The sequence below is a fragment of the Noviherbaspirillum cavernae genome, from assembly GCF_003590875.1.
GTDB lineage: Bacteria > Pseudomonadota > Gammaproteobacteria > Burkholderiales > Burkholderiaceae_D > Noviherbaspirillum > Noviherbaspirillum cavernae.
Map to the genome: position 1 here is coordinate 2,415,051 of NZ_QYUN01000002.1, position 22,898 is coordinate 2,437,948.

19 protein-coding genes and 1 tRNA gene are annotated in these 22,898 nt (G+C 60.0%); 13 read left to right on the forward strand and 7 right to left on the reverse strand.

What is annotated here, in order from left to right:
* Window positions 1–17: 17 nt before the first annotated feature.
* The 9 genes from D3870_RS11285 to D3870_RS11325 all read left to right on the forward strand — a co-directional run bounded on the left by D3870_RS11285 (window position 18) and on the right by D3870_RS11325 (window position 11,269).
* Window positions 18–1,889, forward strand: coding sequence for a non-ribosomal peptide synthetase (locus tag D3870_RS11285; protein WP_119739156.1), 1,872 nt, complete (start codon window positions 18–20; stop codon window positions 1,887–1,889).
* Between the two features lie 31 nt (window positions 1,890–1,920).
* The gene (locus tag D3870_RS11290; protein WP_119739158.1) at window positions 1,921–4,911 is read left to right on the forward strand and encodes a type I polyketide synthase; all 2,991 of its coding nucleotides are present in this window, start codon (window positions 1,921–1,923) and stop codon (window positions 4,909–4,911) included.
* Window positions 4,904–6,058 carry a MupA/Atu3671 family FMN-dependent luciferase-like monooxygenase gene (locus D3870_RS11295; protein ID WP_119739160.1) on the forward strand — a complete coding sequence of 385 codons (1,155 nt, stop codon included), beginning with the start codon at window positions 4,904–4,906 and terminating at the stop codon, window positions 6,056–6,058. Before D3870_RS11290 ends, D3870_RS11295 begins: the two co-directional genes overlap by 8 nt.
* A complete protein-coding gene (locus D3870_RS11300; RefSeq protein ID WP_119739162.1) occupies window positions 6,055–6,585 on the forward strand; it encodes a gamma carbonic anhydrase family protein in 531 nt (176 codons plus the stop codon). Before D3870_RS11295 ends, D3870_RS11300 begins: the two co-directional genes overlap by 4 nt.
* Before the next feature lie 9 nt (window positions 6,586–6,594).
* Entirely contained in the window at window positions 6,595–7,353 is a 759-nt protein-coding gene (locus D3870_RS11305; protein ID WP_119739164.1) for a thioesterase II family protein, read from the forward strand.
* Window positions 7,328–8,158, forward strand: coding sequence for a transporter substrate-binding domain-containing protein (locus D3870_RS11310; protein ID WP_119739166.1), 831 nt, complete (start codon window positions 7,328–7,330; stop codon window positions 8,156–8,158). Before D3870_RS11305 ends, D3870_RS11310 begins: the two co-directional genes overlap by 26 nt.
* A 51-nt stretch (window positions 8,159–8,209) precedes the next feature.
* A complete protein-coding gene (locus D3870_RS11315) occupies window positions 8,210–9,508 on the forward strand; it encodes a homoserine dehydrogenase (protein WP_119739168.1) in 1,299 nt (432 codons plus the stop codon).
* The gene (locus tag D3870_RS11320; RefSeq protein WP_119739170.1) at window positions 9,492–10,223 is read left to right on the forward strand and encodes an FAD-binding oxidoreductase; all 732 of its coding nucleotides are present in this window, start codon (window positions 9,492–9,494) and stop codon (window positions 10,221–10,223) included. The genes D3870_RS11315 and D3870_RS11320 overlap by 17 nt, the downstream gene beginning before the upstream one ends.
* A gap of 290 nt (window positions 10,224–10,513) precedes the next feature.
* Complete coding sequence (locus D3870_RS11325; protein WP_158590436.1) at window positions 10,514–11,269, forward strand: 4'-phosphopantetheinyl transferase family protein; 756 nt, start codon at window positions 10,514–10,516, stop codon at window positions 11,267–11,269.
* Window positions 11,270–11,762: 493 nt separating this feature from the next.
* Here D3870_RS11325 and D3870_RS11335 read toward each other — a convergent pair whose 3' ends face one another.
* On the reverse strand, window positions 11,763–12,338 hold the full coding sequence (locus D3870_RS11335; protein WP_119739176.1) for an IS630 family transposase: 576 nt from the start codon (window positions 12,336–12,338) through the stop codon (window positions 11,763–11,765).
* Between D3870_RS11335 and D3870_RS11340 the strand changes: the two genes are divergently transcribed.
* Window positions 12,337–12,843 (forward strand): hypothetical protein, encoded by a 507-nt coding sequence (locus tag D3870_RS11340; protein WP_119739178.1) that lies wholly within the window; start codon window positions 12,337–12,339, stop codon window positions 12,841–12,843. The two genes, D3870_RS11335 and D3870_RS11340, sit on opposite strands and share 2 nt — an antisense overlap.
* Window positions 12,844–13,020: 177 nt before the next feature.
* A protein-coding gene (locus tag D3870_RS11345) for an IS5 family transposase (RefSeq protein WP_199710509.1) occupies window positions 13,021–13,846 on the forward strand; the annotation gives its coding sequence in 2 pieces (ribosomal slippage) (window positions 13,021–13,389 and window positions 13,391–13,846; 825 coding nt in all).
* 20 nt (window positions 13,847–13,866) lie between these two features.
* Here the strand turns inward: D3870_RS11345 and D3870_RS11350 are convergent.
* From D3870_RS11350 to D3870_RS11375, 6 genes are all read right to left on the reverse strand, one after another.
* Window positions 13,867–13,941: transfer RNA gene (locus tag D3870_RS11350), tRNA-Val, on the reverse strand.
* 37 nt (window positions 13,942–13,978) lie between these two features.
* The gene (gene dnaQ / locus D3870_RS11355) at window positions 13,979–14,689 is read right to left on the reverse strand and encodes a DNA polymerase III subunit epsilon (protein WP_119739180.1); all 711 of its coding nucleotides are present in this window, start codon (window positions 14,687–14,689) and stop codon (window positions 13,979–13,981) included.
* Between the two features lie 3 nt (window positions 14,690–14,692).
* Window positions 14,693–17,779 (reverse strand): efflux RND transporter permease subunit, encoded by a 3,087-nt coding sequence (locus D3870_RS11360; RefSeq protein WP_119739182.1) that lies wholly within the window; start codon window positions 17,777–17,779, stop codon window positions 14,693–14,695.
* An 11-nt stretch (window positions 17,780–17,790) separates the two neighbouring features.
* Window positions 17,791–18,999, reverse strand: a complete 1,209-nt coding sequence (locus tag D3870_RS11365) for an efflux RND transporter periplasmic adaptor subunit (protein ID WP_119739184.1) — start codon at window positions 18,997–18,999, stop codon at window positions 17,791–17,793.
* Window positions 19,000–19,074: 75 nt separating this feature from the next.
* A complete protein-coding gene (rnhA, locus tag D3870_RS11370; RefSeq protein WP_119739186.1) occupies window positions 19,075–19,509 on the reverse strand; it encodes a ribonuclease HI in 435 nt (144 codons plus the stop codon).
* Complete coding sequence (locus D3870_RS11375) at window positions 19,509–20,291, reverse strand: class I SAM-dependent methyltransferase (protein ID WP_119739188.1); 783 nt, start codon at window positions 20,289–20,291, stop codon at window positions 19,509–19,511. Before D3870_RS11375 ends, rnhA begins: the two co-directional genes overlap by 1 nt.
* A 4-nt stretch (window positions 20,292–20,295) precedes the next feature.
* Here D3870_RS11375 and gloB point away from each other — a divergent pair, with 4 nt between their 5' ends.
* Together gloB and D3870_RS11385 are read left to right on the forward strand one after the other, a co-directional pair.
* On the forward strand, window positions 20,296–21,069 hold the full coding sequence (gene gloB / locus D3870_RS11380; RefSeq protein WP_119739189.1) for a hydroxyacylglutathione hydrolase: 774 nt from the start codon (window positions 20,296–20,298) through the stop codon (window positions 21,067–21,069).
* Between the two features lie 141 nt (window positions 21,070–21,210).
* Window positions 21,211–22,707: a transglycosylase SLT domain-containing protein gene (locus D3870_RS11385; protein WP_119739191.1), complete on the forward strand. Its 1,497-nt coding sequence runs from the start codon at window positions 21,211–21,213 to the stop codon at window positions 22,705–22,707.
* Window positions 22,708–22,898 lie beyond the last annotated feature (191 nt).

A 22,898-nucleotide genomic window follows, 5' to 3' on the forward strand; every position in this document is an offset into this window, starting at 1 on the left:
GATCTGGAGCTTGAAACGTGACAACTTTCAACGCGACATTCGACGAGGTCAGAGAGGCGTTCGATCAGGTCCATGTCCTGTTTCATCGCGCCTGCGCCCGGTACGGTGACCAGGTGGCAATCGAATGCGGAGGGCAACGCATCACTTACGATGGCCTGCTCGATCGCGCCAATTCGATACGCGCTCATCTACGCGCGCATCAGCTCGGACAGCGAACGATCGTCGCCGTCTGCGGCGAACGCTCGGTCGACGTAATCGCTTGCACCATAGCGGTCTGGGCGGCCGGTTCGACGGTCATGCTGATCGATTCCTCGATGCCGGAAGAGCGTCGCAACCTGATGCTGAAATCGGTCCCGACCGGTGCAGTCATGCTGTGCGGCGCCGACTTCGCCGTCAGCGACCTGCCCGTGATCGAATATCGTTCGACTGCGCCGACGCCGGTCGAATCCGGGTTCGAGAATCAAGCGGGCGATCAGGCCTACATCGCGTTCACCTCCGGCTCGACCGGACGGCCCAAGGCGATCGTCGGCAGCCACAACGGTCTGTCGCATTTCCTCACTTGGCAACGCCGGGAATTCTCGATCGGCCCCGGCGAACGCTTCGCCCATTTCACCAACCTGTCGTTCGACGTATGGTTTCGGGATGTCCTGACGCCGCTCATCAGCGGCGCGACGGTGTGCATTCCGGTTTCTCCGCCGCCGAGCGCGCGCTTCGCCTTCGATTTCCTGCGCGACAGCCGCATCACGGCAACGCACCTGGTGCCGTCCATCACGAATCTCTGGATCAACACGCATCGGCCGGAGGCGCCGATCGAGAGCCTGAAGCACACCTTCTTTGCCGGAGAACCCCTGGAGGGCGTCCTGGTGAAGAAATGGAAGCGCGTCTTTCCGAACAGCGAAATCGTCAACCTGTACGGACCGACGGAGACGACCCTGGCAAAACACTTCAAGCGCATCGGGAGCGACGTGGCCGAGGGCGTGCAGCCGATCGGATTCAACATTCTCGGATCGATGTCCTACATCCTGGCCGACGATGGCAGTCTGTGCGAGCCCGGCCAGACCGGGGAAATCTGCATTGCGACGCCTTACCGCTCGCATGGCTACCTCACCGAAAGCGGATTGGTGCCGCCGTTCGTGGAGGGCTTGGCCCCCGGGGCGACGACGGAGCCCCTGTACCGGACCGGGGATCTCGGCAGAAGGAACCGGGACAACGAGATCGAGATCCTCGGCCGCAAGGACGACCAGATCAAGATCAACGGCGTCAGGATCGATCTGCTGGAGGTGAAATCAATACTCGCATCGCATCCTTCGGTGCGCGACGTGTTCGTGTGCGCGCGCCAGAACCGGTTCACCAAGACGATCGTCGGTTTCATCGCGTCCGACGAGCGCGGCGAGAGCACCATCCTGAACTTCCTGCGCGACAAGCTTCCTGCCGTGATGATTCCTTCCCAATTGCACTTCAGGGAGGTTCTTCCGAGGCTGTCGAATGGGAAGATCGACCGTAAGTCTCTCACCGAATATGCTAATCGACCGGCGGCGCCGCTGCAGGATGCATCGCAGCGTCACGACCAGACCGCCGCTGACCATATCGAAAGGATCTGGATGCAGCTGCTGGATCGCCCCGGACTGCTTCGCACGCAAAATTTCTTCGATGTCGGAGGGAATTCGCTATCGATCATGGTGCTGCACGAACAGGTCGAGAAGCAGTTCAACCTGAGGATTCCGGTGGTGCGCTTCTTCCAGAACACGACGGTGGAGTCGCAGGCGCAATTGGTCGACCAGTTGCTGCATCGCTCCACGCAGGCGAGCCCGGACGCAGGCCATGCGTTGCTCGGACAAGTCCAGAACAGGCGGCGCATCATCGCCGCGCGTGCGCGTCCCAGGAATTGAGGCACCATGACAACGACTCAAGGAATATTCCATGCCAAATGATGACGAAAGTTCCATTGCCATAGTCGCGATGGAATGCAGGATTCCGCAGGCCTCCGACGTGGATGCGCTCTGGGACCTGCTGATGCAGGAAAAATACACGATCACCGATTTGCAGGACGAGCAGATCCAGCAAGCGGGCGTTGCGCAGGAAGTGCTCGGCAAGCCGAACTACGTCAAGCGCGCCGGCATCCTCGACGATATCGATCGATTCGACGCCGGCTACTTCGATATCGGCGCGAAGGAAGCGGACGTCCTGGACGTGCAGCAGCGGGCGATGCTCGAATCCGCCGTGACCTTGCTGAACCGGGGCAATATCGATCCGGCCCGCAGCAAGCAGCGAATCGGGGTATTCGCCGGATCCGCATTTAGCTCCTACCTGTTCGGCGTGCTCGAGAGAGACGACCTGATCGACGCCCTAGGCGAGATGGTCGTCCGGCACGGCAACGACAAGGATTTCCTCGCCACGCGCACTTCCTACAAGCTGAATCTCAAGGGCCCGAGCCTCAATGTGCAGACCTCCTGCTCGACCGGCATCGTCGCCGTGCACGTGGCTTGCCAGAGCCTGCTTCTCAACGAATGCGATGCAGCCATCGCGGGTGCGGTCTGCATCAAGCTGCCGCAGGACGCAGGCTACCTGTACCAAGAGGATGGCGTGCTTTCGCCAGACGGCAACTGCCGTCCGTTCGCCGCCGATTCGAACGGCACCATCTTCACCAACGGACTCGGCCTGGTATTGCTGAAGCGATTGAGCGATGCGGTCGACGACGGCGACGAGATCGTCGCCGTCATCAAGGCCTCCGCCATCAACAACGACGGTTCGATGAAGGTCGGCTTCACAGCTCCCAGCGTGACCGGGCAGGTCGAAGCGCTGCGCGACGCCATCCAGATTGCCGACATCAACCCGGAAGACATCCAGTACATCGAAGCGCACGGCACGGGAACCGCACTGGGCGATCCGATTGAGGTGGACGCGATCCGGCAAGCCTATGGCGAGGCGGGTACGCCGTGCGGCATCGGTTCGCTGAAGGCGAACTTCGGCCACTTCAATATCGCGGCGGGCATCATCGGCCTGATCAAGGCGGCCCTGATACTGAAGCACAAGAAGATTCCTGCGACCCTTCATGTGAAAGAGGTCAATCCGAACCTTGGGCTCGAACAATCGCGCTTCTATGTGACCGGCCGCAGCACGGAGCTCGATACCTCGAGACCGCAGATCGTGGCCGTCAGCGCGTTCGGCATGGGCGGCACCAACAGCCATGTGATCCTGCAGAACCATGAAGACCGGAGGGAGGTGTCGTCGCCGTCGGAAGAGTCGTACAGGATCTTCACGCTCTCCGCGAAATCGGAAGGTGCGCTGAACCGGCTGGCGGGAGATCATCAGGCGTATTTCTCCTCTGATCCTTTCGCTTCCTTTGCCGATGCCGCCCATACGGCGTATTTCTGCCGGCCCTTGCTGCCCAACCGGCTTGCGTTCGTCGCTAGGAGTCACAAGGAGGCGCTGTCGCGCTTGAAGTCCGGCCAATACAACCGCCGCCTGAGCAAGGATTCCAGGCTGATGGCCTTCGTCTTCTCCGGCCAGGGCACGCAGAACGTCGACATGGGTTCGACGCTCGCCGGCGAATCGCCGCAATTCAAGCAGCAGCTGGATCGCGTGCTGGCGGTCTTCAAGGTCGAACACGGACTCGATCTGTCGGCCTATCTTTGGAACCGGGATAAAGAGCAGGATATTTCGTCGACGCTCATCACGCAGCCTCTCCTGTTCGCCGTTGAGTTCGCACTTGCCCGCACGCTGCTCGATATCGGGGTCGCGCCCAACTACGTGTTCGGCCACAGCCTCGGCGAACTGATCGCCGCCGCCGTCTCCGGCGTGTTCGATCTGCAGACCGCGGCCGCGGTGGTGATGAAGCGAGCGCAGTCCATGGTGCGCTGCGAACCTGGCGCCATGCTCGCCGCCGAAAGCCTCGACGGCTTGGAGGAGCTGCTGCAGGAGCGCGCCGTCTCGGTGGCCGCGCACAATTCGCCGAAGCAGTTCGTGGTGTCCGGCGGCTTCGAGCAGATCGATGCGGCGGCCGACATATTCAAATCGCGCGGTTTCGGGCATCAACGGCTCAAGACCTCGCATGCCTTCCACTCCCACATGATGCGCCAGGCAGCAGCCGAATTCCTGGAGTTCATGAAGGGCGTGCCGTTCAACGACGCGCGCATTCCGATCGTCTCCAACATTACCGGCCGCATCCTGACGGAATACGAATACAAGAACCCGATCTATTGGTCGGACCACCTGCTGAGATCGGTCCAGTTTGCGAAATCCGTGCAAACCCTGCATGAGCTGGGCGTCAGGAATTTCATCGAGATCGGCCATGGGTATGCCATGAGCAACCTGGTTCAAGCCAATCTCGCCACACGGCCGAACGGTGAAAGCAAGGTGGTGCAGGCGCTCGGCGGCGTGGACGAGGAGTACTCCTCCTTCCTGAATACGATCGCCGCCTACTGGACGATGTCGGACCGCGTGGCTCTCGATCCCTTCGTCGTCGGCCGACGCAGGGCGGCTCTGCCGGCCTATCCCTTCGATCGCACGCGGCATTGGATAGAACCGGTCATCGGGTTCGGCAAGCGCGGCGCACGCATGGTCGAGACTCCCGCGTCGTGCCAGCAGATGGAGGCCGCGGCGAGCACGCCAGGCGCAAGCCAGGGTCCGACCCACCCCGCCCCGCAGCCGGTCGAACACGTCCAGGACAATCCGGTCGAATCGGTGGTGGCCGACATCTATGCGACCTATCTCGGCAGCGCCGACATCGACAGGCAGACTGCCTTCTTCGATCTCGGCGGAAACTCCCTGATCGCCATCCAGCTGATCAACAAGCTGCGTGAAACCTTTCAGCTGGATATCCCGATGCGCGGCTTCTACGAGAACAGCTCGATTGCCGACATTTCTCTGCAGATCGCCAACAAGCTGCTGGAGGGCGCCAAGCATGGCTGACGCCAGTGTCCTCACGAAGAGCCAGCTGTCCTTCCTGAATGCCAAGCTGCAGGGCCTCAAAACAGGTGAAGCACCCAAGACGCCGGTGCAGACCAGACGTGCCACCATCCCCGAATTGGGCGTCATCTTCTTTTCCGGCGTCGCCAATGGATGCGCGCCTTACGACCTGCTGTTGGACGTTGCGAAATTTGCCGATGCTCAAGGCTTCAAGGCGATCTGGACGCCCGAGCGGCATTTCACCGAAGTCGGCGGCGCCTATCCGAATCCCGCGACGCTGGCGGCCGCCTTGGCCACCGTCACCCGCAATGTCAGGCTGCGTGCGGGCAGCATCAATCTGCCGCTGCACGATCCGATACGGGTGGCCGAAGAATGGTCGGTGGTGGACAACCTGTCAAACGGCCGCGTCGATCTCGCGGTCGCCCCGGGATGGCATGTGCGCGACTTCGTGCTCAAGCCCGAAAATTTCGCCGGCAAGTTCGACATTCTCAATGAGTATCGCGACCAATTGCGGCGCATGTGGCAAGGCGAGCCGATCGAGAAGACGGATGCCAACGGCGATATCCAGGCGATCGTCACCTATCCCCGGCCCGTGCAAAAGACCTTGCCGTTGTGGCTCACGACCTCGCAAAAAGAGGACGCATGGCGTTTTGCCGGGGAAAACAACTTCAACGTCTTGTCGGCCTTGATCAATTTCGGGCCGAAGGATCTCGAGAAGCGCATCCGGATCTATCGGGAGGCGAGAGCGTCGGCCGGCTTGAATCCGGAATCCGGTGTCGTGTCGCTGATGCTGCATACCTATGTCGACGAAGATCCGCGGCGCGCCGTGGAACGGGTGAGGCCGGCGTTGACGGATTACCTGAAGTCCTTCGTCACTCAGCATCAGACCGCGAACACCTCGGCCGACGACAAGGTGAAGACCCTGAATTCCCTAGGCGAAGACAGCGACGATTTTGTCGACATGGTGTTCACCCGCTACGTCAAGACCAGCTCATTGATCGGCGACGCGGAACAGGCGGAGTCGGTCCTCGCGAATTTCAAGGCCATGGGCGTCGATGAAGTCGCCTGCCTGGTCGATTTCGGATTGAAGAAGGAAGAAGTCCTGGGCAGCCTGCGCCTGCTGTCGGGACTCATGCGGAGCCAACGATGAAAACCTATGCATTCAAGGGCATCGCCCCGCAAATCCACCCGAGCGCCTATGTCTTCGACGATGCGATCATCATCGGCGACGTTCTCATCGAAAAGAACGTGAGTATCTGGCCCGGCGTCACCATCCGGGGCGACAAGGAAAAGATCGTCATCAGGGAAGGGGCCAATATCCAGGAGCACTCGGTGCTCCATGCCGACCCCGGCTACCCGCTGGTGATCGAAAGAAACGCGACGATCGGCCACGGCGTGGTGCTGCACGGCTGCACGGTAGGCGCGCATACCGTCGTGGGCATCGGCGCCATACTCCTGAACGGCGCGCAAGTCGGCGACGACTGCATGATCACCGCCGGCTCCATGCTCAGCTCAGGGCCGCGGTTCCCGTCCGGCAGCCTGCTCTCCGGCAGTCCGGCCAAGGTGCTCATGAGCTTGAGCGAAAGCGATATCCGGAACCTGCGGGATACCGCGATCGAATACCAGGACCTGGCGGCGGAGTACCGGGAAAACCTGACGCCCACGCAGCCGCGATAGGGTGGCGCGATGTTCCGCGATACCCGGCTTCTTCGATTGCATGCATCGCCGCAGCCCGACCTACTGGTGTGCTTCCCGCATGCTGGCACGGGAGCGTCCGCCTTCCGGCCATGGACCGCGAAATTGAAGCTATCGGCGAGCGTCGCATTGGTGCAATTGCCGGGACGCGAAGACCGGATGCACGAGGCCTTTTCCCAGACCCTGGCCGAAGTGTCCGTTCAGATCGCAGACGAATTGGCCGCCGTGCGCGCCGGAACGCTGTTCCTCTTCGGGCACAGCATGGGCGCGTCCATCGCATGGGCCGTCGCGGCACAGCTTTGGCGGCGGCATGGTCTCCGTCCGATCGTGATTCTTTCGGCGCAATCGCCAGATGTGCCGTTGCGGGACTTGGGTCGGCGGCCGGGCGATTTGCGCGAGTGGTTTGCATTGTTGGGCGAGGATTTTCCGAAGGCGCTGGAGAACCCGGAATTGCTGGAGATTTTCCAGAGGACGCTTTCCGCGGACTGCGCATGGATGGAGAGGGAGCTTGCCGAACCGCCCGCTGGTCGTCTCCCGATCGATCTGCATTGCGTCTATGCCACACAAGACGGTTTGGCCACCAGGGAGGCGGTCGCCCGCTGGCGTGATCATACCAGCGCGTCATTCAGCATTACGCCGATGCGCGGCGGGCACATGTATTTTCTGAAGGAGTCGGAAGAACTTCTGGCTTTCGTTCATCACTTGATCGAGGTTTGCAAACACGATGCTGATTCAACCTGCATTGGATAAGTTGAAGGAACGCGGTGCGCTCCATGTCGGATTCCAGCGGTACACGCCGCCGTTTTCCTATTCCGTCGACGAGACATTCGACCCCGTCGGCTATTCGGTTGATCTGTGCCGGCATGTCGTCGCCGCGATCGGCCGGCAATGCGGGCGCGACGAAGTGGAGATCGTTCCCGTCGAGGTCACCTCGTCGAATCGGCTGGCCTTCCTGGAGCAGGGCCTGATCGACATGGAATGCGGTTCCACGACGAATACCGTGGAGCGGCAACGGTATTCGCTGTTCAGCCGCTCGATCTTCTACACTGCGCATCGGATCCTGTTGAAGGACTCGGCCGCGGATACGGACGGACGTCGCGCATTGACGATCACCGGCATCCAGGATTCCACGAGCCACCGCTCCTTGATGGAATGTGAGCATCCCGATCCGGACCAACGTTTCGATTTCACGGGATGCCCCAGCATTTTTTCCGCATTCGAACGCTTCCGCGACGATCCGCAGGTCGACGCCATCATCGCGGACGAAGTGATATTGAAATCCCTGCTGCTGCGTTCGCAGGCCGCAGGCGTGCGTTTCTTCCCCGACGGGCTGGGCGGTGAACCCTACGGCTTCATGATCCGCATGGGAGAGGATGCGTTCAAGGCCGCGGTCGACGATCAATTGGCCTGTCTCTTCCGATCGGATGGCTTCGCATCCTTGTATGCGAAATGGTTCATGCAGCCGCTGCCCGACCTCGGATTCGATCTGAGCATGCCGATGTCCTCGGCCATGCGCGAAGTGGTCCGGTCGTCCGATGACCAGGTCCGGTTATGATCGTGGTTCGCAAGCTCAAATTTGTTTATTGAAAAGGTGAGGGTGTTGCATATGAAGATAGGCGTATTGGGATTCGGCAACGTGGCCGCGGCGACGGTACAAAGATTCGTGTTCAACCGGGATCTGATCGCGTCGAAGCTCGAGACCGAGATCGAAATCGCCAAGGTGGCGACGCGAACCGTGAGCCGCGCGTCGGGCCTGGTGCCGCAAGCTTGCGTGCTGACGGACGATTGCTGGTCCGTGGTCGATGATCCCGAGATCGACGTCGTGATCGAACTGATCGGCGGCGTCGAGCTGGCCAAGGAGCTGGTGCTGCGCGCGATCGCCAACGGCAAGCACGTCATCACGGCGAACAAAGCCTTGCTTGCGACCAGCGGCGAGAAGATATTGCAGCTGGCGGACCAGAAGGGCGTATGCGTGCTGTTCGAAGGGGCGGTCGCCGTGTCGATCCCGATCATCAAGACGCTCAAGGAATCTGCCGCCGCCAATCGCGTCAGCTCCATCGTCGGCATCCTGAACGGCACCTCGAATTACATCCTGTCGCAGATGAGCGAACAGGGCGCCGACTTCGGCGACGCGCTGGCCCAGGCCCAGCAGAAGGGATATGCAGAAGCCGATCCCGCCCTCGACGTGAACGGCGAGGATGCGGCGCACAAGATCACGATCCTCGCCTCCCTGGCGTTCGGGGTTCCGGTCGATTTCGACATGGTGCGGTTCAAGGGGATCACCGAGATCGAGCGCGCCGATATCCAGGCCGCCAAGCGGCTGGGCTATGAATTGAAGCTCATCGCCCAGGCCCAGCTCAGGAACGACAAGGTCTCCATCTCGGTCGCGCCCACGCTGGTGCCGAACCATTCCATGCTGGCCCACGTGCGAGGTTCGATGAACGGCATTTCGCTGGCCGGCGATCTGTTCGGTCCGGCATTCTTCTACGGTTCGGGCGCGGGCGGCGTGCAAACCGCCAGCGCCATTCTCGCCGACCTGATCGATCTTGCCCAGAGCACTCGGGACGGCAAGTATGTTGGCGCGCCCAACATGGGCTTCAAGAAAAGCGCTATGGCAGGAAAGGAATACCTGTCGTCCGACGAGTGCAGCAGCCAATTCTATTTGCGCCTCAAGGTCGAGGACAAGGTGGGCGTCCTCGCGGAAGTCAGCGCGATTTTCGCGAAGGCCGACGTATCTGTCAGCACGCTGCTGCAGGACGAAAGCCGGGAAGGCATGACTGACCTGATCGCGACGACGCATGCCATTTCGACGTCCAAGCTGCAGAGCATCCTGCCCCTCTTGCAGGATGCAGCGGGCGGCCATCCCGTGGTGACCTATCCGGTGCTGGATGAACGTGCCGACTGAAGCCATGCATGTCGTCGACAAGGTGGCTTGCCGGATCTCCAGCGTGGAAGCGTTGTCCGCGGATATCCTGGGCATCAAGCTGGCATTGGCCGACGAAGGCTTCCTGCATCGTTCCGGGCAGTACCTCGACCTGGTGCTACCCGACGGATCGAAGCGCAGTTTTTCCATCGTCAACCGTCCGGATCGCGAGGGTACGGTCGAGTTGCATGTCAGGCAGCCGCCGGGCGGGGGCTTCATCCGCGAGGTGCTCGATACGCGGCAACGCGGCGGAGAGCTGGCGATCGAAGGTCCGTTCGGCGAATTCCATTTCCGCGACCGGCCGCAGGATCGTCATGTCCCCGTGATTTTCCTCGCTTCCGGAACCGGCTTCAGTCCGTTCAAGGCCATGATCGAGGACCTGGTCGCGGCACGCAATCGGCGACCCGTGCATCTGTATTGGGGCGGGCGCATCAAGGACGATTTCTACCTGCACGATTGGGTGACGCGGCAAGCGGAGGCGATGCCAGCATTGGCCTATGTGCCGGTGTTGAGCGAGGCGAAGGCCGGCGATGCTTGGACCGGACGCACGGGCTTCGTTCACCACGCCGTGATCGTCGATTTTCCCGATTTGCGCGATTTCCACGTGTATACCTGCGGCGCGCCGGTGGTCGTCGAATCGGCTCGGCGCGATTTCGTCACACGGTGCGGCTTGCCCGAGGACAGTTTCTTCAACTGAACACCTCCTTTGTGTATTCCTCCCGTATGGACCGGCGGTCATGCCCAGGTCGAAAATATGCGGTCGTGACGACGATCTGGAATCCGAGGCTTGAACAGACTCAGCCCGTGGAGCGATGCCCTATCGAGTTGTGCGGTCACACAGCCGTACATCTTGAGGGAAAGTGCATGCAAGACGCATTCGGCCATCCATAGGATCTGATCGCTTCAAGGTGTTGTTCTGCATCGACAAAGACTGAAATGTTAGACCACGCTCACCCTGCCGCCTGTAGGCGCGGTATTGACATATGGTTGACCTATTACCAAGACATTGTTGACACGCGATTGCTCTCGAATCTGCGAGAGCTGCTTAGCGATGCCGAGCGCGAGCGGGAGAAACACTTTTGTTTTGCTGATGACCGCCTGTGCTACCTCGTGACGCGGGCAATGGTGCGGACGGTACTGTCACGCTATGCGCCAATCTCTCCTGTGAACTGGATATTCTCGGCAAATACCTACGGCCGCCCCGAGGTCGCGAATTGTGACATTGATGCAACGGACTTGTGCTTCAATATTTCGCATGCCCGTGGCCTGATCGCACTGGCAGTTTCACGGCGTTGCGCCTTGGGGATCGATGTCGAAAATCTCCAGACACGCCAAGCTTCAATTGACCTCGCAGAGCGGCACTTTTCGCCGGTAGAAATCGCCGATCTGGCCACCGTCCCAGCCGAACAGCGTCAGGATCGCTTTTTCGAATACTGGACGTTCAAGGAATCCTATATCAAGGCGCGCGGCATGGGGCTGTCGCTTCCTCTAGACCGGTTCAGCTTCCACTATCCGCGTGAGTGCACTGTGCAGATTACCATCGATCAGAAATTGGGTGACGATGGTAATCGCTGGAGCTTCTGGCAATTCCGGCCGACCCAAGAGCACTTGCTCGCCGTTTGCGCAGAACGTTTGGATAATGAAGCGCCAGTCCTGAGCATACGAAAGATCGTACCGACAGTCGCGGATGAGGTGGTCGAAATACCGTTACTGAGGTCGTCGGAAATGCGTTCTGAACATTGAACGCGCTTCGCGGCGCATTTCTCGGAGCACGCGTGCTGCAGCGCTTCAACACCTCTGCCCTATTTCCAGGGCGTTTGTATGTGGGCGTAGCGGGTCGCAGCTGTCGTTGTGACGCTTCCTTGATTCACAGGAATGTTCCCGGGCTCGACGGCATCGACATGAATGCCCTTTGGACGCTCGAGCCTCCAACACTCATTCATTAGCAGTAAGATTCTCGAGTAGTCCATCGGGGGATGAATATGAGCATTTTCGGGTCTATTGAAGGGTGGGATTGCGGGCAGAGTGGTAATTACTGGGGGCAGTATGCGATGGATTGCTTACCCGAAGAGATCAAGAAAGCGTGCTACGGCAAATTAGCGTTTGTCAGCATGACCGAGTCTGACGGGCGACGGCTCACTCAAAAATTCTGCGCTGGGCGCGACGTAATTGTGGTATCAGAACGCATTGTTCCTCAAGGCTACGCGAGCGAGGCTGACCTAGAGCGATTTTCAAATCAATGAATGGAATAACCGCAGTGGGCGAACCAGCCGCTGGCATCGCTGTTGCTGATTCTGCCGATCACTTTGGTGAGCGCCTGATCAAGCGCCTCACGTGTCCGGGCCTTCATGCCGCGCAAGCGGGTTTTGATTTTGGACCAGCAAGGCTCGATCGGTGACCAGTCGGGAGAGTACGGCGGCAGGTAAATCAGTTGCGCGCCGGCGCCAGCAATCATGGCTTCAATGTCCGGGACCTTGTGGACGCTCAGGTTATCCATCACCACCACGTCACCTGAGCGCAGCGTCGGCACCAGAGCATGGGCAACACAAGCCCGGAATACCGCCGCATCGACCGCGCCTTCGACCGTCATGACGGCCTCCATGCCATGGCAGGAAAGCGAACCGGGAATGCTGACATTGCGCCCGAAGTTTCCCGGTACCGCGTCATGCACCCGCTGGCCGTGCATCGCCCGTCCATAACGACGCGTCATGGCAATGTTCAGGCCGGACTCGTCGATGAATTTCAGCCTTTTGACAGGACAGGATGCGATCTGCTTGCGGTAGCGACGACGTGCCAGACGTACGCGCGCCATGTCCCGTTCTGTGGCATGTACGGTCTTTTTTTCGGCGCAGGCCCATCCGATGCAGAACCCGGCACATGGTGGGTTCACTGACGGCAATGCCGGTACCGGCCTGCAATCGTCCGATCAACTCTTTCAAAGTCAGATCGGACTGTTCCAGCAGCCACTGCCGCAATTGCTCTCGGCAAGCCTCATCAAGCAGTACGCGTCGTCCGGATTTATGCCGCTGTCGAACCAGCTCGCCGCCACTGCGGCGATAGTGGCTCAACAGCGCTTCGACAAAGGACAGGCTGACATTGAAAAACCCGGCCACTTCGCGTTGCGATTGTGTTCCTCGTTCGCACGCCTGCACGATTTTCCGCCGCAAATCCTCAGAATAGGGAGCCGCCATGATTGCACCTTCGGCATTGCATATATGCCCATGGGACCCGCCCCCCTTACACATGCCGTGTTCAATTACCATGCGGTGATCTTCATTGGGTGCAGCAGACTTGCCGTTGAATATACCAACAGCTAATGGATTTAGTAACTTCTAGCAGCCCAAATCAACCCAAAAAACACCCTAAATTTTGGGTATTTCGTGGTATCCCAAGACATATCGAAATATACTAAGAGCCTATCCCGGTAGGCCGTCGGCAAGGGAAATTGCGAGGTAAATGGTGGTCCAAGCGCATGTTGGCGAAGGAGGTTCGACATGGGCATGGTCAAGCAGGACGACGGCTGGCGTTTGCCAGACAGACTCTGGGCGCAAATGGAGCCGCTTTTACCGCCACGCAAGCCACATCCGCTGGGCTGCCATAACCCGCGTGTCTGCGACCGGGCAGCCATGGATGCGATCTTGTTCGTGTTGCGTACCGGTTGCCAGTGGAATGCATTGAACGGTACCGGCATTTGTTCCAGCAGTTCGGCGCATCGGCGCTTTCAGGAATGGGTTGATGCCGGCGTGTTCGAGGAGTTCTGGATGCATGGGCTGTTGTCGGCAGCGGCGTTGCGGGAAATCGACTGGTCCTGGCTGTCACTCGACGGCGCGATGACCAAGGCTCCTCTGGGTGGGGAAAAAAATCGGCCCCAATCCAACGGATCGCGGCAAAGGCGGCGTCAAGCGCAGCCTGCTGACGGACGCACACGGCATTCCCCTGGCCATCGTCATTGATGGTGCGAACCGCCATGACATGAAGCTGGCGCGACCGACACTGGAGTCGCTGGAAGTGGGGCGACCGTCATTGCTTGCGGTGTGGCCACAAGGACTGTGCCTGGACAAGGGCTATGACTATCCGCAGATCCAGCAGTTGGCGCTTGAATTGGGCTACCGGGCGCACATCCGGTCACGCGGGGAGGAAGCGCAGCAGCGGCAGACGGGAACGAGAGCCCGCCGCTGGGTGGTGGAGCGTACGCATAGCTGGCTGAACCGGTTTCGTGGCTTGCTGATTCGTTGGGCCAAGAAGGCGAAGAACCATCTCGCGTTCCTTCATCTCGCCTGCGGCATTATCACCTGGCGAAGCATAGGCCTACTGGGATAGGCTCTAAGTGCTTGATTTGATGGTGGACGGTACTGGGATCGAACCAGTGACCCCTGCCGTGTGAAGGCAGTGCTCTACCCCTGAGCTAACCGTCCAAAGCGACCCGAATTATCTCACAAAAGATGGGCCAGATCAATTTCCGGGAGTGGCGCGCCAAATGCTGGCGCCTTTCACTTCCTTGTCCAGGCGGTCGAGGAGCGCTTCGTGTTCGGCGCACTCGTCTTCGGATGCCTGCATGACAATGATGTCCGCCATGGGAGCGTTTTCCAGCACCATGTCGCTGACGGTAGCGGTTTCGGCCACGGCAAGATCGATCGTCAGGCTGTTCTGGCCTCGCGTCATCGCAAGATAAACCTCGGCCAGCAATTCGGCATCGAGCAACGCGCCGTGGAGCGCGCGGTGCGCATTCGAGATGCCGTAGCGGTCGCACAATGCGTCGAGCGAATTGCGCTTGCCCGGATGCATTTCCTTCGCTTGCACCAGCGTGTCGGTGATCTCGCCTACGTGATCGGCGAAGCGGGGAAAACTCAAGCGCTTGAATTCCGCATCCAGAAAGGCGAGGTCGAATGGCGCATTGTGAATGATGATTTCCGCGCCGCTGACGTAATCGCGCAGTTCATTGGCGATCTCGGCGAATTTCGGTTTGTCGCTGAGGAATTCGGTCGTCAATCCGTGCACGGCAAGCGCACCCTCTTCCGAGTCTCGTTCCGGATTGATATAGGTGTGAAAGTTGTTGCCGGTCAGGCGGCGGTTGATGATTTCGACGCAGCCAACTTCGATGATGCGGTCGCCGGAGCGCGGATTGAGACCTGTGGTTTCGGTATCGAGAACGATTTGTCGCATGATTCAATGAGCAGTTACGGGGGACGCGACCGGCTGCGCGTCGGCCATGACGGCCGGCATGTGCGCTTTCTGACGCGACAGGAAGGTATAGACGGTCGGCACCACGAACAGGGTCAGCAGCGTGCCGAAGCTCATGCCGCCGACGATGACCCAGCCGATCTGGATGCGCGATTCCGCACCGGCGCCGGTCGCTAGCGCGAGCGGCATGGCACCCAACACCATCGCGCCGGTCGTCATCAGGATCGGACGCAAGCGCAATTCCGCCGCCTCCACAATGGCTTCGTGCATGGATTTTCCTTGCTCGCGCAACTGGTTCGTGAATTCCACGATCAGGATGCCGTGCTTGGTGATCAGTCCGACCAGCGTGATCAGGCCGATCTGGCTGTACACGTTGAGCGTGCCGCCGCTCAACTGCAATGCGCCCAGCGCTCCGGCCATCGACAACGGCACGGTCAGCATGATGATGAACGGGTCGATGAAGCTTTCAAACTGTGCAGCCAGTACGAGATAGATGAATGCCAGCGCGAGTACGAAGGTCAGCATCAGGCTGCCGCTGGAGGTCTTGTATTCGCGCGACGAGCCCGACAAATCCGTGGCGTAGCCGGGCTTGATGTGTTTCTGCGCAGTCGCTTCCATGAAGTCCAGCGCTTCGCCTTGGGTGTAGCCATTGGCGAGGTTGGCGGAAATGACCACGGCCCGGCGCTGGCCAAAGTGATTCAGTTCGCGCGGCGCAACCGTTTCCTGCACCTTCAACAGACTCGCCAGCGCAATCATCTGGTCGTTCTTGCTGCGCACGAAAATGTTGTTGATGTCTTCCGGCGAATTCCGCTCGCCCTTGCCGATCTGGACCACCACATCGTACTGCTCGCCGTCTTTCTTGAAGCGCGTGACATTGCGCCCGCCAAGCATGGTTTCCAGAATCCGGCCGACGGTTTCGATCTGCACGCCGGCATCCGCCGCCTTGTCGCGGTCGACCGTGACATTGACTTGCGGCTTGTTCAGGCGCAGATCGGTGTCGATATTGGCCAGACCGGGGTTCTTGCTCGCCTCGGCGACGATCTGCTGCACCACATCCTGCATTTCCTGATATGGCGCACTGCTCATCACCACGAGATTGACCGGACGTTCTCGCGCCGACTGTCCGAGCGAAGGCGGCGCATTCGGGAAGGCCAGCAAGCCGGGGATGCCCGCCATTTTCGGCTGCATTTCCTTGACCATCTGCAGCGTTGATCGATTGCGATCTTCCCAATCGACAGTGCGAAAAAATGCGATCCCGCGCTCCACCGTGGGCGAGCCGGACACGATGAAGATACGGTCGATTTCCTTCGTTTCCCTGGCGATGTCTTCGAGGCGCAGCGCATACTTCTGCGTATAGTCCAGCGAGGCGCCGTCCGGGCCGGAAAGTGAAGTGAAGATGACGCCGCGGTCCTCGATCGGAGCCAGCTCTTTCTTCATGCTCGTGCCCAGCCAGACCAGCCCGCCAATAACAATCACGTACACCAGCACGACCAGCCAGCGCGCCGACAACGACGTTACCAGCATGCGCCGATACGCAGCGGTGATGGCGTTCAAGCCATTTTCGACGATGCGATAGACCGGGCCGTGCTTTTCCTGATGCTTGAGGAGGACGGAACACATCATGGGCGACAGCGTCAGCGCGACGAAACCGGACACGATCACCGCACCTGCCAGCGTCAATGCGAATTCGATGAACAATCTTCCGGTACGCCCCGGCGTAAACGCGACCGGCGCATATACCGCGGCCAGCGTCATGGTCATCGCGATCACCGCGAAGCCGATTTCCTTTGCGCCTTTCAGGGCGGCATCAAACGGCTTCATCCCTTCTTCGATATGCCGGTAGATGTTTTCGAGGACGACGATGGCATCGTCCACCACCAGGCCGATGGCAAGCACCAGTGCAAGCAGCGTCAGCGTATTGATTGAAAAGCCGGCCAGCGACATCAGCGCGAACGCGCCGATCAGGGACACCGGGATCGTGACCAGCGGAATGATCGATGCACGGAATGAACGCAAGAACACGAAAATGACCAGCCCCACCAGCACCACCGCTTCACCGATGGTGTGGTACACCGATTTGATGGAGCGGTCGATGAACACGGTCGAGTCATACGAGATGCCGACTTCGATGCCTTGCGGTTTCAGCTCCTCGTTCAGTTTCGGCAGTTCGGCCTTCACATAGGCGGCCAGTTCCAGCGGATTCGCGGTGGCCTGCCGGATCACGCCGAGCGCCACTGCGTTGCCGCCATTGAAGCGCACCGATGAACGTTCTGCCGCCGGTCCGATTTCGACCCGCGCCACGTCCTTCAGACGCACCGCATAGCCGTTGACGTTGCGAACGATGATGTTTTCGAATTCTTCCGGCGTCGTCAGGTCAGTTTGCGAGACGACCGAGAATTCGCGCTGCATCGATTCGATCCGGCCGGCGGGCACTTCAACATTCTGCCGGCGCAGTGCATCTTCGACATCCGGCGGGGTCAGGCGCTGGGCGGCGAGCTTGTTGCGGTCGAGCCAGATGCGCATGGAATATTTGCGGTCGCCGTTGATGCGCACATCGGCCGCACCCGGCAACAGCTGCATACGCGGCTTGACGATGCGGTTGGCGACATCGGTCAAGTCCAGTGACGACATCGTGGTGCTGGAAAAGGCCAGCCAGATGATCGGACTGGCATCGGCCTCAACCTTGGCGATGACGGGTTCCTCAATCGTCTGCGGCAGTTTCGAGCGCACGCGCGAGACGCGGTCGCGCACGTCGTTGGCACCGGAATCGGGGTTCTTTTCAAGGCGGAAGCGCACCGTGATCTGGCTTTGTTCCGCGCGCGAAATCGAAGTCAGGACATCGATGCCGTCGATGCCGGCGATGGAATCCTCCAGCGGCTTGGTGATCTGCGATTCAACCACCTCCGAACTCGCGCCCGGATACTTGGTATCGACGGTCACCACCGGCTCGTCGATCTTCGGATACTCGCGCACGGAGAGCTGCTTGTAGGAAACCAGCCCGACAAGCACGATGATGAGCGACATCACCGTCGCAAACACGGGACGACGAATGCAGATATCGGATAAAACCATGACGCGCCCCGTTAGTTCTTCGCGACGCGCATCGCCGGCGCAACGGCCGCGCCGCTGTCGTTGGCCTTGGCGGCATCGCTCGGTTTGCCGTTTCGTTCGCCGCCGTCCGCGATTCTGACCGGTACGCCGTTGCTCGACAGTCTCATCTGGCCGGCAGTCACGACTGTCTCGCCGAGTCGCAATCCTTCCGTGATCTCGACCTTCGCATCGCGGCGCATGCCGATCTTGACTTCGACACGCGCAGCCTTGCCGTCCACGACTTTCCAGACGGTCGCCTTGCCGCCCTGCGGCACGATCGCCTCCTCCGGCACGACCAGCGCATTCTCGCGCTGGCCAAGGATCAACTTGACACGCGCGAACATGCCTGGCTTCAGCCTGCCTTCGGGATTGGAGATGCGGCCGCGCAACAAGGCAGAACGGCCTGAACTGTCGACCTGCGGATCGATCGCGTCGACCTTGGCAGCAAAAGGCTTGTTCGGCAGCGCGTCGACCACGACCTCGATATCCTGGCCGGGCCGCACGATGTCAACGAATTTTTCCGGCACGCGAAAGTCGACTTTCACGCTGGAGATGTCTTCGAGGTTGACGAGATCCGCGCCGTCCTTCACGTAGTCGCCCACGCTGACGCTGCGGATGCCGACCACGCCGGCAAACGGCGCCTTGATTTCCAGCTTGGACAGCTTCGCCTGCGCCAGCGCCAGCTTCGCCTCGAGAACCTGCACGTTCGATGCCGACTCGTCGCGGGCGCGGATGGAGATGAATTTCTGCTTCGCGAGATCGTCGTTGCGCTCAAAGTTGGCGCGTGCAATGTCGAGTTCGGCCTTCGCCTGCTGCACTTCCGCCTGATTGACCGCAGAATCGAAGGCAACCAGCACTTGTCCTTTCCTCACGCTCTGGCCATCGGCGAAATTGAGTCTGGTGATGCGGCCCGCGACCTCCGGCCGGATCACGACCGCCTCGTTCGAGCGGATCGTGCCGGTCGCGTTGATGTCGTCGAGCAGGCGCGCCGCCGACACAATGGCCACATCAACCGCAATCGGGCCGTTGCCGCTGGCGCTCCTGGGCGCGGCATTCGCGATACCTGCCGGTGCCGGCGGGACCGCTCCGGCGGTTTTCTCGTTGGGTCCCGAGGTTCCGCGTTGCGCGTAAAAGGCGTAAGTGCCGAGGGCTGCAATGCCGAGTGCGGCGATGCCGGAATAAACCAGTCTCCGTGCGTTCATGTGTTTGCTTGTTATTGGAAGAGTTGGGACAAGGATGCGTGCATGAGAGTCATTGAATGTAGCACAAGGCCTGTTTCAGGACACGGAGGCAACGCCCAGGTTGGCAAGCGCGTCGGCGCGCTCGTTGCCCGCATGTCCGGCGTGGCCCTTGACCCAGCGCCACTGGATCGCATGGTCCGCTTGCGCGGCATCGAGCGCCTGCCACAGATCGACGTTCTTGACCGGCGCCTTCGCCGCGGTTTTCCAGCCGCGCGCCTTCCAGCCGTGGATCCATTCGCTGATGCCCTTCTGGACGTACTGGCTGTCCGTATGGACGATCACCTCGCATGGACGCTTGAGCAAGGAGAGCGCTTCGATGACCGCCTTCAGTTCCATGCGGTTGTTGGTGGTATTCAGCTCGCCGCCGAAGAGTTCCTTGCGGTGTTCTCCGGCCACCAGCAACGCTCCCCAACCGCCGGGGCCCGGATTTCCCTTGCAGGCGCCGTCGGTGTAAATCTCGATTTTTTCCATCATTGATCTGTATTCTTGTGTATGCGGTTAGTGGCGGGGACCGCCTTGGGGGCGTTGGCCGGCCGCGTTTTCCATGCGGGACCGATCAGACGCATGCCCCTGACGCGCTTGATCGCCTGCACCATGTAGATGGCGCCGAGATAAGGCCACCAGCGGTCGCCCGCTTTTTCCATGAATGAAAAACGGTCCAGCCACTTGGTGGTGATGAAAGGCGGCGCATAACAGCCGTAGTGGCCGCGATTGACTTCCATGTTGAGGAGCTTCAGCCAGTCCTTCAGGCGCGGCAGGCTGATGAACTCCCCGTTCTGCGGCAGAAAATGCGCGCCGGTCAGACGACCCGCTGCCTGACGCAAGCCCCACAGACTGGCCGGATTGAAGCCGCAGACAATAACCTGCCCTTCGGGAATCAGCACCCGCTCCACTTCACGCAACACCTGGTGGGGCTCTTCGGTGAATTCCAGCACATGCGGCAAGACCAGCAGGTCGAGACTTTGTGACGCAAACGGCAACTCGGCAAAATCATGCACCACCACGATCGGCACCGTATTGCCGTCTTCCGCAGCAGCGGGAAGATGCGTGTCGGTGAGCCATTTGTTGGGCATCCGATTGGCACTCAGGGCGTTAATCTGGGGCAAGCCGATCTGCATCGCATTGAAGCCGAAAATATCCGCCGTCAGCATGTCCAGCCGCGCTTGCTGCCATGCCCGCACATAGCTTCCGGCTGGCGTTTCCAGCCATGCACCGAGCGATATAATGGCTTTTTCGGCTGAAAGGTTATGCATCGTTATGTTGGACGTTCTGACTGTTCCGGCGTTTGCAGACAATTACTTGTGGCTGATTCACGATCGCACGCACGCTGCGGTCGTTGATCCTGGCGATGCGGCGCCGATTCTTGCCGCACTCGAGGCGCACAAGCTCTCCCTAGTAGCTATTCTACTGACACATCATCATGCTGACCATGCAGGCGGCGTGCCTGATTTGTTGAGACGATTCAAGGTCCCGGTCTTCGGGCCGCGCAAGGAAGCGATCCCCGGCGTGACGCATCCACTCGGCGAGGGTGACACAGTGACAATACCCGAACTCGGCCTGCATCTATCGGTGCTCGACGTGCCGGGCCATACGCGCGGTCACATTGCCTACGTTGCGCAAGATCAAAGCTGGCTGTTCTGTGGCGATACGCTGTTCGCGGGCGGTTGCGGACGCCTGTTCGAAGGCACGCCGGAACAGATGGTTGACTCGTTGGCAAAACTTTCAAGCCTGCCGGACGCAACCAGGGTGTATTGCGCACACGAATACACCTTGTCCAACCTGCGATTCGCACATGAAGTCGAACCGGGCAACACCGCCCTGCAGGAACGCATTCGCATCGAGCAAGCCAGGCGTGAGCAGGGCCAACCGACCGTACCCTCCACCATCGGCCTGGAAAAGGCGACCAACCCCTTCCTCAGATACCGCGAGAAAGACATCCTCGACAGATTGACGAAAGAGCAATTGATTTCCTCTACGGAACCAATTCCGGCATTCGCAGCTCTACGACAGTGGAAAAATTCCTACCGTTGAAAAACCGCAAACTGATTATGTTTTTGTCATGTTAGTTTGGAAGCGTTTTGCAATAAGGCTTGACGCAAGGAAAAACCATTACGTAAACTCCCTCGATTGCCGGCTGACAATAGGTCAGTCACTCTAAATTAGTGAGGACCTATGCCCCTGCCGAAAACAAGAATAATCCCATTTGCAGCCCTGCTTCTCTGCACCTCCCTCACCTCCCACGCCGCCGATCTCTCTCTCCCGCTCTACAATTGGTCGCAGATCTCTGCGATGGAAGGGCCTTACGATCCGAACGATCCGCTCGCGCAAGTGCTGGGGATGGAAGAGATTGATGTCTGGGGACGCATTCGCAAGGGCTTCGGCATTCCGGACCTGGACAATCCATTGGTCGCCAACCAGACCCAGTGGTACAGCTCGCGCCCGGACTACATCCAGCGCACCACGACCCGCGCTTCGCGCTATCTGTTCCACGTCGTGCAGGAACTGGAAAAGCGCAATATGCCGACCGAACTGGCTCTGCTGCCTTTCATCGAATCGGCATTCAATCCGCAAGCCTATTCCAGCGCCCATGCCGCCGGCATGTGGCAGTTCATCCCGTCAACCGGCCGCGATTACAACCTGAAGCAGAACATGTTCAAGGACGAGCGCCGCGACGTGCTGGCCTCGACCGATGCGGCGCTGACCTACCTGCAAAAGCTGTACGGCATGTTCGGCGACTGGCAGCTCGCACTGGCCGCCTATAACTGGGGCGAAGGTTCGGTGCAGCGCGCGATCAACAAGAACCGCGCCGCCGGCTTGCCGACGGATTTCAACGGCCTGTCGCCGAACATGCCGCTGGAAACACGCAACTACGTGCCCAAGCTGCAGGCAGTCAAGAACATCATCGCCGCGCCGGCGCAATACAGCATCGTGCTGCCCAAGGTCGACAACCAGCCGTACTTCGTCACCATCGGCAAGACGCGCGATATCGACCTCAAGGTCGCCGCCCAGCTGGCCGAATTGTCGATCGACGAATTCAAGGCGCTCAATCCGCAATACAACCGCCCCGTCATCGTCGGCAGCGCGGATACGCGAATCCTGCTGCCCCAGTCCAACGCCGAGAAGTTCAAGACCAACCTCTCGAAATGGGGGCGCGCCCTGTCGTCATGGAGCGCACACACGGTCACCAACGCACGCGAACGGATCGAGACGATTGCATCGAAGTTCGGCACCACGCCGGAAGTCATCCGCGAGGTCAACAACATTCCGCCCAGGATGCGTCTGAAGGCCGGCTCGACGGTGCTGGTGCCGAAGACCGAGGCTGCGATTGAAAAGGATATCTCGTCAGATCTGGCCGAAAACGCCATCATGGCGATCGAGCCGGATGTGCCCGATACGCGGCGCATCACCGTCAAGGTCGGCAAGCGCGACAGCTTGGCGTCGATCGCACAGCGCCACAAGGTAAGCGTCGCGCAAATCAAGTCATGGAACGATCTGCGCCAAGACAAGGTGGCGAACGGCCAGAGCCTGCACATTCAGGTGCCGTACAAGCCGGCAGCGCGCCCGGCCTCAAAACAGGCGACACGCACGCCTGTACGCAAAGTGGCCGCACCGCGCAACGCCACACAACGCAAGGCGGCTCCAACGACAGGCAAACCGCGCCGCAGCTGACGCAGGGAACTCGGGCGGCATTGTCGCCGGGCAGCAAAACGGCACAGGTTTGCCATCTACCCACCCTCTGGGAAGATGGAAGAGCAAACGTCGACGCAGCCGCATATGCTGGAGATCCCTCGCTTCGCTCGGAATGACAGACCTGCGGCGGCAGCCCTTGACATCAGTTACATCAATGTGAAGGCTTCCAT